This is a genomic window from Amycolatopsis dongchuanensis (genome assembly GCF_039542405.1).
Lineage (GTDB): Bacteria > Actinomycetota > Actinomycetes > Mycobacteriales > Pseudonocardiaceae > Amycolatopsis_E > Amycolatopsis_E sacchari.
Genome location: NZ_BAABIB010000057.1, coordinates 1 through 16125, shown reverse-complemented (window position 1 = coordinate 16125; position 16125 = coordinate 1). Strand labels below are relative to the sequence as shown.

Sequence of the window (16125 nt, the reverse complement as noted above, 5' to 3'; positions counted from 1 at the left end):
ACCAGCCACTACCAGCGAAGACACAACCAACATCACGAAGTGCGGCTGGAGTACTAGGCCGAGCGGGCCCGACGAGCGACGGCCGCCGGCGGCGAGCGGCCGGGCGAGGGGCAGTGCGGCCGGCGGGCACGCGCCCGGGCTTGGGGGCAGGCCGAGGGCGGACGGCTGGCCCTGCCAACGGCGGAAGGCGAGGACGAGGCGACCGGGGGTGTTCCCTCAGTCCGCGCCTGCCGCCAGGTCAGGGGGATGGCGAGGGGCGTCGAACAGACGCCCCTCGCACTGCTGTCGGGAGCCAGCCAAAGCCACCACAGCAGCCGCGCCCGTGCATCAGGCGCCCACAACGCCCTGCCGAAGCACCACCAGCCCCCGACGCCGCGCCCAGTCCCAGCGCCGCCCCCCAGCCCAGCGCAACGCCCAGCCCCCAGCGCCGCGCCCAGCCGCCAGCTCCAGCCCAGCCCCCAGCACCGCGCCCAACCCCCGGCCTCACACCCGCCGGAGTACCGGTGCCAGATCACCCCGCTCCCCGACCGCCACGCCGTCCAGTGACAGCCACTCCGCCATCAGCCGCAGCTCCGCCATCAGCTCGCCCGCCACGTGGACCTCGTCCACGTCCGGCTCGGCGAAGGCGCCCTGCACCCGCAGCACCCCCGCCTCCCGGTCGGCCTTCAGGTCCACCCTCGCCACCAGCTCGCCGTCCAACAGGAACGGGAACACGTAGTACCCATAGACCCGCTTCGGCTCCGGCACGTAGATCTCGATGCGGTACGTGAACCCGAACAGCCGCTCCGTCCGCGCGCGCTCCCAGACCAGCGGGTCGAACGGGCACAGCAACGCCCGCCCGACGACCTTCCTCGGCATCCGCGCCCCGGCGAACCGGTACGCCTGCGGCCGCCACTCCCGCACCCGCACCGGCTCCAGCACCCCGGACTCCACCAGCTCCCCCACCGCCTGCTTCATCACTTCCGGGCCCAGCCGGTAGTAGTCCCGCAGATCGGTCTCCGTCGCGACGCCCAGCGCCGCAGCCGAGCGGGCTACCAGCTCCCGCGCCCCCTCCTCCGGCCCGACCCGCCGCGCCAGCACCTCCGGCGGCACCACCCGCTCCGTCAGGTCGTACAACCGCTCGAACGACCGGCGCGTGCCCGTGGTCAGCTGCCCCATCCCGAACAGCCACTCGCAGACCTTCTTGACCTCCGACCGGTCCCACCACGGCCCCTGCCTGCGCCGCGACTCCCCCACGACCTCACGCTCGATGGCACCGGCCCCGATCGGCCCCTGCTCCTTCACCACCGCGAGGATGTCCTCGACCAGGGAAGGCGACTCGTCGACCAGCCGCGCGTAGTGCCGCCACCACCCCGCCCGCTTCGCCCCCGAGCGCAGCAGCGGCCAGTCCTCCACCGGGATCAGGCTCGCCTCGTGCGCCCACGTCTCGACCAGCATCCGCGGCTTCCGTGCGCTGTGCGACCACGCCGCCTCGTCGATGAGCGCCTGGTCGTACGCCCCCAACCGCGAGAACAGCGGCGCGTAGTGCGCCCGCACCGCGACGTTCACCGAGTCCAGCTGGATCAGCTGCACGCGCGACAGAACCCGGCGGAGGTGCCTGCGCGTGGCGACCTCGGGCCGGGGATCGGCGAAGCCCTGTGCGGCCAGCGCGACCCGCCGCGCCACCGCGTTGCTCATCGTGTCCATCGGGAGTCATCGTGCCAGCACCCACCGACAAAAACCGGGTCGCTAGTGTCCGGGCCATGCCAGAAGCCGCAGTCCGCGCCGCCGTGCCCGAGGACGCTCCGGAGATCGCCCGCATCCAGCTCGTCACGTGGCGCACCGCCTACGCCGACCTGCTCGGCGAGCAGGCGCTGGCCGCGCTCGAAACGACCGCCGAGCAGCAGTGGGCCGAGGCGATCGCGCACCCCGCCACCACGGTCTATGTCGCCACCGAAGGCGTCCACACCGTCGGCTTCTGCGTGGCCGGGCCCGCGCCCGAGGAGGAGGTCGCGAGCGCCTCGGGCGAACTGCCCGGGGACGCCGGGCGCACCGGGCTGATCGCCACCATCCTGGTCGAACCGCGGTGGGGCCGCCGGGGACACGGCGGCCGCCTCCTGCACAGCGCCGCGCAGGGGCTGCGCCGTCAGCAGAAGGACCGCGGGATCACCTGGGTCGCCGAGTCCGACTCGGCGTCACTTTCCTTCTTCCGCCGCGCCGGCTGGCGTCCGGACGGCACCGTGCGCACCCTCGACACCGGCGAGCGCAGGCTGCGCGAGGTCCGCCTGACCGGTCAGCTCGACATCGAGCTTGTCGGCTGACCCACGCCCCCGGCGGCCGAGGTACCACCGCACGGTCATCACGATCAGGAAGATCACCGCGAGGAGCTGGTAGCTGGAGCCCGCGACCTTCTGCGCGAAGCTCCAGATCTGGTACTCCAGCGGGACCTGGTAGTGCGGCGCGAGCCAGAGCACCACGACCCCCACCCAGCCGGAGAACAGCAGCCAGAACCGGTGCTGCTGGTAGCCCTTGATCATGATCAGGGCCGCTGTCGGCAGCGCCAGGACCCAGTGGTGCGACCAGGAGATCGGCGAGACGAGCAGCACGCCCGTCGCGTTGACGCCCAGCGCCATGGCCAGGTCGCCGTCGTCGAGCGCGCGGCGGGTGCCCAGCCAGGTCATCACCACGACGGCCAGCACGCCGAGCCCGCCGGCGATCGTGAGCGTCGTGCCGCCGACGCCGAGCTTCTCCAGGCTGGAGGTCACGGACTCGTTGGCGTGGATCGGGCCGATGTTCATGCTGCTCGCGTGGAACACGCGGTCGGTCCAGTACTGCCACGAGTCACCCGGGTTGAGCGCGAACGCGATCGCGGTGCACACGCAGAAGCTGACGAAGCTCGTGACCACCGCGCGGTAGTCCTTGCGCAGCAGGAACAGCAGCACGAACCCGGCCGGGGTCAGCTTGATCGCGGCCGCGATGCCGATCAGCGCGCCCCGCGGCCACTTCGGGTTCGGCCACAGGCAGTCGACCGCCACCAGCATCATCAGCAGGACGTTGATCTGGCCCCAGAAGATCGTGTTCGCGACCGGGTGCGCGACGACCAGCACGCACGCGCCGGCGGTGACCATCCACGGCTTCGCGAGCAGGCCCTTCAGCTCGGGCGAGACCTTGCGGTAGGCCAGCAGGATCGGGAACAGCGCCAGGCAGGTCGCGGCGGTGAGCAGCGGGTAGCCGACGGGCGGCGGGACGATCGCCAGCGGCACGAACACCACGGCCGAGAACGGCGGGTACGTGTAGGGCAGCGCGCCGCCGATCGAGGACACCGGCAGCTGCGTGTAGATCGAGTGCCCCTTGAGGAAGGTGTCCGCGCCGAGCCGGTAGATGTCGACGTCGGTGGGCCACTTCCGGATACCGTGCGCGTAGTAGGCGAGCGCGCAGAACAGGCCGAGCGCCAGCAGCAGCTGCAGGGCGAGCCGCACCCGTGCGGCGGTACTCCCGTGCCTCCAGGTCGAGACCACTGAATTCAAAACGCTTCTCCCAGGTGCCTAAGCCACGAGAAGTATCCCGGCATACAGACGCGGCGGCTCCTATCATGGTTGCCCGCGTGTCGCGACCTTCGAGCGGGTCCCCTCTCGGGCGCCGGAGAAGACGAACCAGCGCAGCGAGCAGTACATGAACACCGCCTCGGCGGCCCCGGCGAGCACGCGCGCGACGTGGTATTCCACGCCCAGCGCGGCCAGGCCGGCACCGATGCCGAGGATGCACCCGAAGTAGTTCACGGCGACGACCAGGACGTAACGCAGCGTCTGCCCGCCGAGCGGCGCGTGGGAGCGGAAGTTCAGCGTCCGGTTGAGCACGAACGCCAGCCCGAACGCGGTCGCGTAGCCGATCGTGATGCCCAGCGGCAGCGGCAGCCCGAGCACCGAGGTGGCGATCGTGAGCAACGCGAGGTCCACCCCGAACGTCATCCCGTTGATGAGGGCGAAACCCACGAGGCTCGGCGGGACGGGCACCGGCAGCGGGCGCACGATCGCGGCGCACAGGGCGGCGAACCGGGCGGGCGGGGCGGGAGGTCCGTCGGGCACGCGGCCAGGTTCCCAGCGGCGGGTGACCGGGAGGTTGCCATGCGGTGGTCAGCAGGGTGCGAAGAGTAGGGTGAACCCCCCTGTGCACCCGATCGTGGTGCGGTTGACTGGGTTCCACCACGAAACGGAGTGGCCCGTCTCACCGATCAGGGGAGTGGGCCCATCCGTCAGGAGACCTCGGGAGGCGCTGTGCTCGGCTGGTTCTTCCTGACGCTCGGGGTCGCCTTCGGCTCGGCGCTGATCCCGGTGATCAGCATCGAGGTGTTCGTACTGGGGCTGATGTCCAGCGAGCCCGGCGCGCAGTGGTTCCTCGTGGGCGCGGCCGTCGCGATCGGGCAGATCGCCGGGAAGCTGCTCTACTACCTGGCCGCGCGCGGCTCGATCAAGCTGCCGCCGGTGCTGCACGACCGGCTGCACCGCCAGCGCCCGCCCAGCAGGCGGCGCGACCGCTGGCACGCGCGGACGAAGTGGTTGCGCGGCAAGGTGGAGGCCCTGCGCGAGCGCTGCCACCGGCACCCGTTCTGGATGACGGGCACGTACGGGGTCAGCTCGGTCATCGGGCTGCCGCCGTTCATGGCGACCACCGTGCTCGCCGGGCTGGCCGACATGCGCCTGTCCACGTTCCTGACCGCGGGGCTGGCGGGGCGGTTCGTCCGGTACAGCGTGCTGGCCGCGTGCCCCGCGCTGTTCGCGTCCTGGGCGCACCTCAGCTGAACATCAGTGCTGGTGCTCGGCGGCTTCCAGGTCGAGCGCCTTGCGCATGGTGGCCCTCGCCCGGCGGCGGTCGCCCGCGACGTCGTAGGCGTACGCGAGGCGGTACCAGTACCGCCAGTCGTCCGGGTGCGCCTCCAGCTCCGCGCGGCGGTCCTCGAACCACGCGTCGGCGGCGGCGCGGTCCACCCGGCCCGACGGGCGGCGCGGCAGGTCGGAGACGTCGGGCAGGCCGCCCTCCTCGTCGAGCCGCCGCGCCAGCCGCTGGATCCGCACGCCGGAACGCCACGTCGCGACGACCATCCACGCCCCGAGCACCGGCAGCACGAACACCGCCACGCCGAGCGCGATGCCGACGCCGGTGCCCGTGCGCAGCAGCTGCACCGCACGGTCGGCGAGCAGCACCAGGTAGACCACCAGCGCCGCCGTCAGCAGCAGCGCGAGGTTGCGGGCCTTCACAGGTCCAGCACGTTCTCGAGGCCGACGGTCAGCCCCGGCCTGCCCAGCACCTCGCGCACGCCGAGCAGCACGCCCGGCATGAACGACGTCCGGTCCATCGAGTCGTGGCGGATGGTGAGCGTCTCGCCCTCCTGCCCGAACAGGATCTCCTCGTGCGCGACCAGGCCGGGCAGGCGCACCGAGTGCACCCGCACGTCGTCGACCAGCGCACCGCGCGCACCGTCCACTTCGGACGTCGTCGCGTCCGCGCCCGGCTTCAGCCCGGCTTCGCGGCGGGCCTCCGCGACGAGCCGCGCGGTGTGGGCCGCGGTGCCGGACGGGGCGTCGGCCTTGCGGTTGTGGTGCAGCTCGATGATCTCCACCGACTCGTAGAACCGCGCCGCCTGCTGGGCGAACCGCATCGCGAGCACGGCGCCGAGCGCGAAGTTCGGCGCGATCAGCACCCCCAGCTCCGGCCGGTCCCGCAGCCAGCCGCGCACCGTCTCCAGCCGCTGCTCGGTGAACCCGGTGGTGCCCACCACGGCGGCGATACCGTTCTCGACCGCGAAGCGCAGGTTGTCCATCACCACGTCGGGGTGCGTGAAGTCGACGACGACCTCGGCCCCGGTGAGCGCCGACAGCTCGTCACCCGCGTCCACCGTCGCGACGACGGTCATGTCCGGCGCAGCCTCGACGGCCTTCACCACCTGGGCCCCCATGCGGCCACGGGCACCGAGCACACCGACTCGGATCGGGTCGTTCTCGCCGCGGGTCATCGCGCAATCACCTCGTGCAGGTCGTCCGGCAGGTCCTGCGGGGAAGCGTACGGCCCGACCACCGCGCCGACGGAGACCCCACCCGGCGCCGAGAACAGACTGCGAGCCAGGTCATAGACCTCTTCGGTCGTCACCGCGTCGATGCGCTCCACCGTCTCGTCGACGCCCGCGTAGAGCCCGTAGTTCAGCTCCTGCTTGCCGATGCGCGACATCCTCGACGCGGTGTCCTCCAGGCCCAGCACGAGCCCGCCCCGCAGCTGGCCCTTCGCGCGGGCGACCTCGGCGTCGGTGAAGCCCTCCTTGCCCACCTGCCCCAGCACGTCCCGCAGCACGTTCGCGACCTCGCCCAGCCGCTCCGGCTGGCAGCCCGCGTACACCGACAGGTGCCCGGTGTCCGCGTACGCCGCGATAGACGAGTACACCTGGTACGCCAGCCCCCGCTGCTCCCGGATCTCCTGGAACAGCCGGGAACTCATGCCGCCGCCGAGCGCGGCGTTGAGCACGCTGAGCGCGTAGCGGCGCTCGTCGTGCCGTGACAGCGCGCGCATGCCGAGCATCACGTGGGCCTGCTCGGTGTCGTCGGTGTGCAGCTCCAGCCGCGGCCCGGCGGTGATGCGGGCCCGGCCGCGGCGCGGCGGGACCGGGGTGCCCGGACCGGACAGCCGCTCGCCGAGCGCCTTGCGCGCCAGGCGGAGCACCTGCGCGTGCTCGACGTTCCCCGCGACCGCGAGGACCATGCGCGGCAGCGTGTAGCGGCGGCGGTAGAAGCCCCGCAGCGCCTTCGCCGACATGCCGCGGATCGACTCCTCGGTGCCCAGCACGGGTTTCGCGAGCGCGTGCCCCGCCAGCACCGCGCCGACGAACGTCTCGTGCAGCAGGTCCTCGGGGTCGTCGTCGCGCATCGCGATCTCCTCCAGCACCACGCTGCGCTCGGTGTCCACATCGGACTCCGCGCAGAGCGCCTCGAAGACCACGTCGGTGACCAGGTCCACCGCGAGCGGCAGGTCCTCGTCGAGCACCTGCGCGTAGTAGCACGTGTGCTCCTTGGCGGTGAACGCGTTGAACTCGCCGCCGACCGCGTCGATCTCCTCGGCGATCTGCGTCGCGCTGCGGGTGCGGGTGCCCTTGAACAGCAGGTGCTCGAGGTAGTGCGCCGCGCCGGCGACGGCGGGCGGCTCGTCGCGGGAGCCGATGCCGACCCACAGCCCGACGGTCGCGGAGCGCACGCCCGGCACGTGCTCGGTGATCACCCGCAGGCCGCCGGGCAGCACGGTCCGCCTGACCGCCTCGTCCAGTTTCCGGGTGCTGCCCACGGGCTGCTCGTAGCCCGGGATCTGTCGTGCCATGAAGTCCCTAACTCCTCCAGCGCGCGAATGGCCCGCTCGAGACGCGCTCGAACGGGCCATTCGCGAAAGGGGAAACCCTACTTGGCTTCGGCCTTGTCCTCGGCCTTGTCGCCCGCCTTCTCGTCCTCTTCCTTGACGAGGACCAGGCTGATCTTGCCGCGGTTGTCGATGTCGGCGATCTCGACGCGGAGCTTGTCGCCCACGTTGACCACGTCCTCGACCTTGCCGATGCGCTTGCCGTTGCCCAGCTTCGAGATGTGGATCAGGCCGTCCTTGCCCGGCAGCAGCGAGACGAACGCGCCGAACGCGGCCGTCTTCACCACGGTGCCGAGGAACCGCTCGCCCACCTTCGGCAGCTGCGGGTTGGCGATGGCGTTGATCTTGCTGATCGCGGCCTCCGCCGACGGGCCGTCGGCCGCGCCCACGTAGATCGTGCCGTCGTCCTCGATGGAGATGTCGGCGCCGGTCTCCTCGGTGATCGAGTTGATCATCTTGCCCTTCGGGCCGATGACCTCGCCGATCTTGTCGACCGGGATCTTCACGCTGGTGACGCGCGGCGCGTACGGGCTCATCTCGTCCGGCCCGTCGATCGCCTCGAGCATGACCTCGAGCACCGTCAGCCGGGCGTCCTTGGCCTGCTTCAGCGCGGCGGCGAGCACCTCGGAGGGGATGCCGTCGAGCTTGGTGTCCAGCTGCAGCGCGGTGATGATGTCGCGGGTGCCGGCGACCTTGAAGTCCATGTCGCCGAACGCGTCCTCGGCGCCGAGGATGTCGGTCAGCGCGACGTAGCGCGTCTCGCCGTCGACCTCGTCGGACACCAGGCCCATCGCGATGCCCGCGACCGGCGCCTTCAGCGGCACGCCCGCGTTGTACAGGCCCATTGTCGAGGCGCAGACCGAGCCCATCGAGGTGGACCCGTTGGAGCCCAGCGCCTCCGACACCTGGCGGATGGCGTACGGGAACTCGTCACGCTTCGGCAGCACCGGCACCAGCGCCCGCTCGGCGAGCGCGCCGTGCCCGATCTCGCGCCGCTTCGGCGAGCCGACGCGGCCCGTCTCCCCGGTGGAGAACGGCGGGAAGTTGTAGTGGTGCAGGTAGCGCTTCGTGGTCTCCGGGGACAGCGAGTCGATCTGCTGCTCCATGCGGAGCATGTTCAGCGTGGTGACGCCCAGGATCTGGGTCTCACCGCGCTCGAACAGCGCCGAGCCGTGGGCCCGCGGCACGATGCCGACCTCGGCCGACAGGCTGCGGATGTCGGTGACGCCGCGGCCGTCGATGCGGACCTTGTCACGCAGGATCCGCTGGCGGATCAGCTTCTTGGTCAGCGCGCGGAACGCGGCGCCGATCTCCTTCTCGCGGCCCTCGAAGGCCTCGCCCTCGCCGAGCCCGACCTTCTCCAGCACCGCGGCCTTGACCTCGTCGGTCGCGTTCTCGCGCTCCTGCTTGCCCGCGATGGTCAGCGCGCGGGACAGGTCCTCGGTCGCGATCGCGGCGACGGCGTCGTACGCGTCCTGCTGGTACGCCGGGAACACCGGGAAGTCACCGGTCGGCTTGGCGGCCACGTCGGCGAGCTTCTGCTGCGCCTCGCACAGCACCCGGATGAACGGCTTGGCCGCGTCCAGGCCCTGGGCGACGGTCTCCTCGTCCGGCGCCGTGGCACCGGCGGCGACCAGGTCGAGCGTCTGCTCGGTGCCCTCGGCCTCGACCATCATGATCGCGACATCGTCACCGACCACACGGCCCGCGACGACCATGTTGAAGGTGGCCTTCTCCAGCTGGGTCCACGTCGGGAACGCGACCCACTGGCCCTCGATCAGCGCGACGCGGACGCCGCCGATCGGGCCCGAGAACGGCAGGCCGCCGATCTGGGTGGACGCGGACGCGGCGTTGATCGCCAGCACGTCGTACGGGTCCTCGGGGTGCAGGCTCTGCACCGTGACGACGACCTGGATCTCGTTGCGGAGACCGTCGGCGAAGGACGGGCGCAGCGGCCGGTCGATCAGCCGCGCGGTCAGGATCGCGTCCGTGGAGGGACGGCCCTCGCGGCGGAAGAACGCGCCGGGGATGCGGCCCGCGGCGTACATGCGCTCCTCGACGTCCACGGTGAGCGGGAAGAAGTCGAAGTGCTCCTTCGGCTGCTTCGACGCCGTGGTGGCGGACAGGAGCATGGTCTCCTCGTCCAGGTAGGCCACGACGGCGCCGGCGGCCTGGCGGGCCAGGCGCCCGGTCTCGAACCGGATGGTGCGGGTGCCGAACCGGCCGTTGTCGATGACGGCTTCGGTCTCGTGCACCTGGTTGCCGACTGCGTCGGTCATGAGTTGTGTTTCTCCTCGTTCGTGCGGCGGGAAACTCACCCCGCCCGTGCGGGGTGACGCCCGAGGAACGAGGCCGGTCTTCGATCGAAGCCACCGGGAGGCGTCCCGGAAGCCACTACCGAGGACCGGCGGGGAAGTCCTCGCGCGGTTCTCGCCTTGCCTCTTTGTTGCTGTCATGTGGCGAGGGGGAGCGACCGGGCGGCCGCTCCCCCTCGCCAGTGCGCTATCGGCGGAGGCCGAGTCGCTGGATCAGCGACCGGTACCGTTCGATGTCCACCTTCGCCACGTAGTTGAGCAGCCGGCGGCGGCGGCCGACCAGCAGCAGCAGCCCGCGGCGCGAGTGGTGGTCGTGCTTGTGAGCCTTGAGGTGCTCGGTGAGGCCGATGATCCGCTTGGTCAGCAGGGCCACCTGGGCCTCGGGGGATCCGGTGTCCGAGTCGTGCAGACCGTACTCGGAGAGGATCGACTTCTTCTCTTCGGTGGACAGCGCCACGCCGTGTTCTCCTTGGTTCTTCTCTGTGCCGTGCGGCCCGGACGCGGGTGCGCGCCGGGTGAGTCGGTCACGGCCGCCACGGACTGCAGCCGGACCCGGTGTTTCAGGGTATCAGGCAGCCCCTCCCCCGGCCTGCCGGGACTCGAGGGGGAACCGGGCCACGATCGAGTAGCGCGAGCCGGAACCGGTGAGTTCGCTGCGCATCAGCACGGCCTCGAGTGCCGTCCACGGTTCGCTGACGTAACCCCCGAGCCGCTTCGGCAGCTCGGCCGGTACGTCACCCTCCGTGCGGGCGATCGTCAGGTGGGGCAGGTACGGCCGCTCGTCCCCGGCGCCCGCCGCGGTGGCCAGCTCCGTCAGGCCCTCGCTGTAGACCCCCAGGTACAGCACCCGGGAAAAAGCCCCGGCACCCTGGAGGCGCAGCGTCGGGGCGTGGTGCCCGGCGAGCGCCTTCGTCAGCCATTCTACCCGCTCGTCCGGATCGGCCTCGCCGTAGAAGCCGAGCGTCACGTGCCACTGCCTCGGCGGGACCCACCGCGGCGCGGTGACCTCCTCCTGGAGCGGCGCGAGGTGCGCCCGCAGCGACCGGACGACCTGGTCCGGCGGTAGCAGTGCCGAGAACAGCAGCATGTCAGCTCACCCCTGCGCTCCGGCCCGGCGCAGCAGGTCCGCGATCGCCGGGAAGTCGTCGTCCAGGCGCTTCGCCGCCTCCGTGAGGTCCTCGTCCTCGGCGACCTCGCGCAGCGCGGCCAGCGCCATCCGGTCGTCCACCGCGGCGACCGGGATGTTGTCGCGGCCCACGGTGGGCCGCGCGTCCTTCACGTCCTCCAGCGCCGCCATCAGCGCGTCCTTGTGGCCGGCGGCGACCTCGGGGATCAGGCACTTGCGTTCGAGCATGATCATCCGGGCGAGCACGACGGGGTTGCCGATCTTCGCGCGGCGGCCGCTCATCACCTGGCTCAGCATGGGGGCGCTGATGCCCAGCACCTCCGCCAGGTAGGCCTGCGACACGTCGAAGGCCACGACGAGCCTGCGCACCCGGTCACCCAGCGGCTCGCCGTACCACTCGCGCTGCAGTGCGATGTTCCGCTGGACGATCTTCGAGTCCTCCACGCTGCCAGTACTCCCCTTTGCTCCCCTGTGCCGCGCCCGGCGGGCGCAGGAGCATTTTGCCAGGCGCGGCGCCGGCGCGGACGGGGTTTGGCGCAGCGATTCGCGAACGCGACTCAGCCGGAGGCGAGCCCGAGTATCCCCCGGGTCTGGGCGACGTCCTCGTCGATCCGCAGGATCAGGTCCTCGACCGAGGTGAACTTGATCTGGTCGCGCAGTCTCGCGACGAAGTCGAGCGCGACGTGCTGGCCGTAGAAGTCCTCGTCCACGTCGAGCACGAACGCCTCGACCGTGCGCTCGCGGCCCGAGAACGTGGGGTTGGTGCCGACGGACACGGCCGACGCCAGGCGGCGCTCCGGGTCGGCGGCGCGGATGAACCAGCACACGTACACGCCGTCGGCGGGCACGGCCGCGAAGCGCGGGGTGGACAGGTTCGCCGTGGGGTAGCCGAGGTCGTGCCCCCGGCCGTCGCCGCGGACGACGATGCCTTCGAGGCGGTGCGGCCTGCCCAGCGCCTCCGCGGCGGCGACGACGTCACCGGCGTCGATGCACGAGCGGACGTAGGTGGAGGAGAAGGTGATCTCGGCGGCGTCGTCCCGCTCGCCCTGCAGCTCGGCGCCGTAGGTCGCGAACCCGAACCGCTTGCCCAGCTCCCGCAGCAGCGCCACGTTCCCGGCGGCCTTGACGCCGAAGGTGAAGTTCTCCCCCACCACGACGGCGGCCGCGTGCAGCCGGTCGACGAGGATCTCGTGCACGAACTCGTGCGCCGGCATGCGCATCAGCTCGGGCGTGAACGGCAGCACCGCGAACACGTCGACGCCCAGCTGCTCGACCAGCTCGGCCTTGCGCCGCAACGTGGTCAGCTGCGCGGGGTGGCTGCCGGGGCGGATGACCTCCGACGGGTGCGGGTCGAACGTGAGCACGACGCTGGGCAGGTTGCGGGACTTGGCGATCTCGACGGTCTTGCCGATGAGCGCCTGGTGCCCGCGGTGCACCCCGTCGAACACGCCGATCGTGACCACGCACCGCCCCCAGCCGCCGGGGAGCTCTTCCAGACCACGCCACCTCTGCACGCGGGAAGCCTACTGCCGCGCGATCTAGGCCGGTTCCAGCACCACCACGGAACGGGCCACGCCGCCCGCGTCGACGGCGAGCGCGAGCACGCGGCCGTCCGGGCCGAAGACGCCGTAGGTGCCCTCGATGCCCGACGCCCGGACCTGCTGCCCGTACCGGACGGCCTTCGCCGTCGCCGCGTCCACGTCGTAACGCGGGAACGCTTTCGCCACGGCCTCGCTGAGGTCGTGGGTCAGCTCCGGCTTCTCCTCCAGCTGCTCCAGGGTGCGCGCGGTGGCGAGGGTGAACGGGCCGACGGTGGTGCGCCGCAGCGCGGCGAGGTGCCCGCCGACGCCGAGCGCGGCGCCGAGGTCCCGCGCGAGCGCCCGGACGTAGGTACCCGAGGAGCACTCGACGACGGCGTCCAGCTCGATGCGGTCGGCCTCGCGGCGCGTGGCGAGCAGGTCGAACCGGTACACCGTCACCTTGCGGGGCGGCAGCGCGACCTCCTCGCCCGCGCGCACCCGGGCGTAGGCCCGCTTGCCGGACACCTTGACCGCGCTCACCGCGCTGGGCACCTGCTCGATTTCCCCGGTGAGAGCGGCGATCCCGGCGGCGATCTCCTCGTCGGTGACCGCGCCGGTGTCCGCTGTGGACAGCACCTCGCCCTCGGCGTCGTCCGTCGTGGTGGCACTGCCCAGCGACAGCGTCGCCAGGTAGGTCTTGCGGTCCAGCGCCAGGTGGCCGAGCAGTTTCGTGGCGCGTTCGATGCCCAGCACCAGCACGCCGGTGGCCATCGGGTCGAGCGTGCCGGCGTGCCCGACCTTGCGGGTGCCCATGATGCGGCGGACGCGGGCGACGACGTCGTGCGACGTCATCCCCGGCGGCTTGTCGACGACGAGCAGACCGGGCGGCGGAGGCGGGGACTTCGGTGGCACGACGAGAAACCCTATCCGTCGACGCTCACGCGGCGGCGGGGACCTGGCGGTCCTCCTGGACGTCCCACAGCCGGCGCCGCACCTGCACCGGCACCTGCTCACCCCGCGCCTGCGCCGCGAACAGCGCCGCGCGCGCCCGGCGCCACCACACCAGCGTGCGGAACGTGCCCAGCGCGAGCACGACCACGACGGCCAGCAGCGCGACGCGGAAGTTCCCGCTCAGCTGCAGCAGCACGCCCACCGCGAGCGCGGTGATCGTCGTCGCGACGAAGCCGCCGACGTTGACGACGCCGGTCGCCGTGCCGACGCGGTGCAGCGGGTTGTAGTCGCGGGCCAACGCGAAGGCGATCATCGACGCCGGGCCGCCCAGCGACAGGAACGCGAAGCACGGCACCAGCACCGCCACCGGGATCGTGCCGGGCCAGCCGAGCAGCAGCGCCCACACCAGCGCGGCGCCCGCCAGGTAGCCGACGACGAGCGGCATGCGCAGGCCCGGCCGTGCCCCGATGAGGGCACCGGTCAGCGGCCCGCCGAGCATCGAGCCGAACACGAACACGGTCAGCAGCGCGCTGGCCGTCGCCGGGGCGAGACCCTGGCCCTGCACGAGGAACGGCACGCCCCACAGCAGGGTCAGCACGTTGGGCGCGAACATCGTCGTGAAGTGCACCCAGAAACCCAGGCGGGTACCGGGCACGCGCCAAGCGGTGCGGACCTGGCGCAGCAGCTCACGGCGGTCGACACGCGCGGTCTTCGCGGCGTGGCCCTGCGGCGTGTCGCGGACCCGCGCGGCGACGACGGTCGCGTACAGCGTCGTCACGAGGCCGGCGACGAGGAACGTCGGCAGCCAGCCGGGGCCGGCGAGCAGCAGCGTCAGCGGGACGGTCGCGGCGAGGTTGCCGACGAACCCGATGGCGGTGGTGAAGGACGTGACCACGGCGTACTGGCGGCCCGGGAAGTGGGCGGCGATCAGCCGCAGGACGCTGACGAACGTGAGGGCGTCGCCGAAGCCGAGGACGCCGCGCGCGAGCAGGCCGAGGCCGTAGGAGTGCGCCACGGCGAGCAGGATCTGGCCGAGGCCGAGGAACAGCAGTGCGGCGACGAGGACCTTGCGCGGGCCGTGGCGGTCGACGAGGACGCCGGTGGGGATCTGCATCGCGGCGTAGACGCCGACCTGCAGGACGGTGAAGGTGCCGAGTGCGGCGGCGCCGACGCCGAAGCGGTCGGCGGCTTCCAGTCCCGCCACCCCGAAGGAGGTGCGGTGGAAGACGGAGAGGAGGTAGACGAGAGCTGCGGTGAACCAGATGAGCCAGGACCGGCGGCTGGCCTTGCCGATCACGGGTGCCTGCTGGGGCGGCACGAAGAAAGCCTCCTGATGCGAAGTCGGGGTACAACCATTGTTTGTATCGACTACGCAACAGAAATACTTACCGGAAATAACGGTGTTCTCGGCCACATGGCCTAACGCACTGCGCCGACGACCGCCCAGCGGCCCGACCGCCACCGCGCGACGACGGCCGCCAGCCGCAGCACCATGAACAGGGACAGCCCGGTCCAGATGCCGGTCAGGCCCCAGCCGAGCGCGAGCGAGATCCAGATCAGCGGCAGGAACCCGAGTGCGGCGCTGCCGAGCGTCGCGGTGCGCAGGAACGCCGCGTCCCCCGCCCCCAGCAGCACGCCGTCGAGCGCGAACACGACGCCCGCGATCGGCTGGAGCGCGACGAAGAACCACCACGCGTGCGGGATTTCGCCCAGTACGCCGGGGTCGGCGGTGAAGGCGTGCGGCAGCACCTGGGACAGGGCCGCGAACAGGCCGCACAGCACGCAGCCCAGCAGCAGCCCGTAGGCGGTGATCTGCCCGGCGACGCCCTGCGCCTGCCGCCGCGCCCCGCCGCCGAGCGCGGCCCCGACGAGCGACTGCGCGGCGATCGCGACCGAGTCGAGCACGAGGGACAGGAACGTCCACAGCTGCAGCACGATCTGGTGCGCTCCGACGGCGGCGGTGGACGTGCGGGCCGCGACGGCGGCGGCCGAGACGAAGCAGGCCTGGAACGCGAGGCTGCGCAGCACCAGGTCGCGGCCCAGGGTCAGCTGGGCACGCATCACGGCGGGATGCGGTCGCAGCGGCGCCTTCTCGACGAACAGCGCCCGCAGGAAGAGGCTCGCGGAAATCAGCTGGGCCACGACGTTCGCGACGGCGGAGCCTTCGAGCCCCCAGTCGGCGGCGTAGACGAGCACGGGACACAGGACGGCGGAAATCCCGTTGCCCAGCAACACGAAACGCAGCGGGCGGACGGTGTCCTGCACACCGCGCATCCAGCCGTTGCCCGCCATCGTGACGAGGATCAGCGGCGCCCCGCACAGCGCGATCCGCAACCAGGAGACGGCCTCGGCGGCGATGTCGTCACTGCCGGAGAGGGCGCGGGCGATCGGCCCGGCGAGCAACTGCCCGGCGACGAGCAGCACGACCCCGACGGCGAGCGCGAGCCACGTCGCCTGGACGCCCTCGCTGACCGCCTCCGCGCGACGGCCGGCGCCGTGCAGGCGGGCGGTGCGCGAGGTGGTGCCGTAGGAGAGGAACGTCAGCTGCGTGGAGATCTGCGACAGCACGACGCCGCCGAGCGCCAGCCCGGCGAGCGGCAGGGCGCCAAGGTGCCCCACAACGGCCGTATCGACGAGGACGTACAACGGCTCCGCCGCGAGCACCCCGAGCGCGGGAATCGCGAGCCCGAACACCTTCTTCGCGGGCACCCGCTCCGCCGTCATGCGCACATGAGGCAGGTTAACCGGCGTTCCCCGGGAGGGGCGGTGGCCGGGGTGGGGGTTGCGGCGGCGCGGCGCGAAGCGGCGGCGCGCAGCGGCGGCGCGCAGCGGCGGCGCGAAG

General features: G+C 72.0%; 15 protein-coding genes and 1 pseudogene. 2 read left to right on the top strand and 14 right to left on the bottom strand.

Going from position 1 to position 16125, the window contains the following annotated elements; genetic code table 11:
• Positions 1 to 483: 483 nt before the first annotated feature.
• Positions 484 to 1686: a winged helix-turn-helix domain-containing protein gene (locus ABFX51_RS12885; protein WP_091515950.1), complete on the bottom strand. Its 1203-nt coding sequence runs from the start codon at positions 1684 to 1686 to the stop codon at positions 484 to 486.
• A 56-nt stretch (positions 1687 to 1742) separates the two neighbouring features.
• Here ABFX51_RS12885 and ABFX51_RS12880 point away from each other — a divergent pair, with 56 nt between their 5' ends.
• Positions 1743 to 2300 carry a GNAT family N-acetyltransferase gene (locus ABFX51_RS12880; RefSeq protein WP_346053802.1) on the top strand — a complete coding sequence of 186 codons (558 nt, stop codon included), beginning with the start codon at positions 1743 to 1745 and terminating at the stop codon, positions 2298 to 2300.
• 279 nt (positions 2301 to 2579) lie between these two features.
• Here the strand turns inward: ABFX51_RS12880 and ABFX51_RS12875 are convergent.
• Both ABFX51_RS12875 and ABFX51_RS12870 read right to left on the bottom strand, forming a co-directional pair.
• Positions 2580 to 3302, bottom strand: a pseudogene (locus ABFX51_RS12875) (glycosyltransferase family 87 protein); the annotation flags it as partial.
• Between the two features lie 267 nt (positions 3303 to 3569).
• Positions 3570 to 4064, bottom strand: coding sequence for a GtrA family protein (locus ABFX51_RS12870; protein WP_245783406.1), 495 nt, complete (start codon positions 4062 to 4064; stop codon positions 3570 to 3572).
• A 189-nt stretch (positions 4065 to 4253) separates the two neighbouring features.
• Between ABFX51_RS12870 and ABFX51_RS12865 the strand changes: the two genes are divergently transcribed.
• A complete protein-coding gene (locus tag ABFX51_RS12865; RefSeq protein WP_091515954.1) occupies positions 4254 to 4778 on the top strand; it encodes a YqaA family protein in 525 nt (174 codons plus the stop codon).
• Positions 4779 to 4781: 3 nt separating this feature from the next.
• On the opposite strand, the gene ABFX51_RS12860 is transcribed toward ABFX51_RS12865, so the two are convergent.
• The 11 genes from ABFX51_RS12860 to ABFX51_RS12810 all read right to left on the bottom strand — a co-directional run bounded on the left by ABFX51_RS12860 (position 4782) and on the right by ABFX51_RS12810 (position 16007).
• Positions 4782 to 5234 (bottom strand): hypothetical protein, encoded by a 453-nt coding sequence (locus ABFX51_RS12860; RefSeq protein ID WP_091515956.1) that lies wholly within the window; start codon positions 5232 to 5234, stop codon positions 4782 to 4784.
• Entirely contained in the window at positions 5231 to 5989 is a 759-nt protein-coding gene (gene dapB / locus ABFX51_RS12855) for a 4-hydroxy-tetrahydrodipicolinate reductase (protein ID WP_091515957.1), read from the bottom strand. The genes ABFX51_RS12860 and dapB overlap by 4 nt, the downstream gene beginning before the upstream one ends.
• A complete protein-coding gene (locus ABFX51_RS12850) occupies positions 5986 to 7335 on the bottom strand; it encodes a M16 family metallopeptidase (RefSeq protein ID WP_091515960.1) in 1350 nt (449 codons plus the stop codon). The genes dapB and ABFX51_RS12850 overlap by 4 nt, the downstream gene beginning before the upstream one ends.
• Before the next feature lie 77 nt (positions 7336 to 7412).
• On the bottom strand, positions 7413 to 9650 hold the full coding sequence (locus tag ABFX51_RS12845; RefSeq protein WP_091515963.1) for a polyribonucleotide nucleotidyltransferase: 2238 nt from the start codon (positions 9648 to 9650) through the stop codon (positions 7413 to 7415).
• Positions 9651 to 9873: 223 nt separating this feature from the next.
• Positions 9874 to 10143, bottom strand: a complete 270-nt coding sequence (gene rpsO, locus ABFX51_RS12840) for a 30S ribosomal protein S15 (RefSeq protein WP_091515966.1) — start codon at positions 10141 to 10143, stop codon at positions 9874 to 9876.
• A gap of 111 nt (positions 10144 to 10254) precedes the next feature.
• A complete protein-coding gene (thpR, locus tag ABFX51_RS12835) occupies positions 10255 to 10773 on the bottom strand; it encodes an RNA 2',3'-cyclic phosphodiesterase (protein ID WP_091515968.1) in 519 nt (172 codons plus the stop codon).
• Between the two features lie 6 nt (positions 10774 to 10779).
• Positions 10780 to 11256 (bottom strand): helix-turn-helix domain-containing protein, encoded by a 477-nt coding sequence (locus ABFX51_RS12830; RefSeq protein WP_091515970.1) that lies wholly within the window; start codon positions 11254 to 11256, stop codon positions 10780 to 10782.
• 113 nt (positions 11257 to 11369) lie between these two features.
• The gene (locus tag ABFX51_RS12825; RefSeq protein ID WP_091515971.1) at positions 11370 to 12326 is read right to left on the bottom strand and encodes a bifunctional riboflavin kinase/FAD synthetase; all 957 of its coding nucleotides are present in this window, start codon (positions 12324 to 12326) and stop codon (positions 11370 to 11372) included.
• 24 nt (positions 12327 to 12350) lie between these two features.
• Complete coding sequence (truB, locus tag ABFX51_RS12820) at positions 12351 to 13244, bottom strand: tRNA pseudouridine(55) synthase TruB (RefSeq protein WP_281245246.1); 894 nt, start codon at positions 13242 to 13244, stop codon at positions 12351 to 12353.
• Between the two features lie 25 nt (positions 13245 to 13269).
• Positions 13270 to 14580: an MFS transporter gene (locus ABFX51_RS12815; protein ID WP_091516064.1), complete on the bottom strand. Its 1311-nt coding sequence runs from the start codon at positions 14578 to 14580 to the stop codon at positions 13270 to 13272.
• A gap of 122 nt (positions 14581 to 14702) precedes the next feature.
• Positions 14703 to 16007, bottom strand: a complete 1305-nt coding sequence (locus tag ABFX51_RS12810) for an MATE family efflux transporter (RefSeq protein WP_091515973.1) — start codon at positions 16005 to 16007, stop codon at positions 14703 to 14705.
• Positions 16008 to 16125 lie beyond the last annotated feature (118 nt).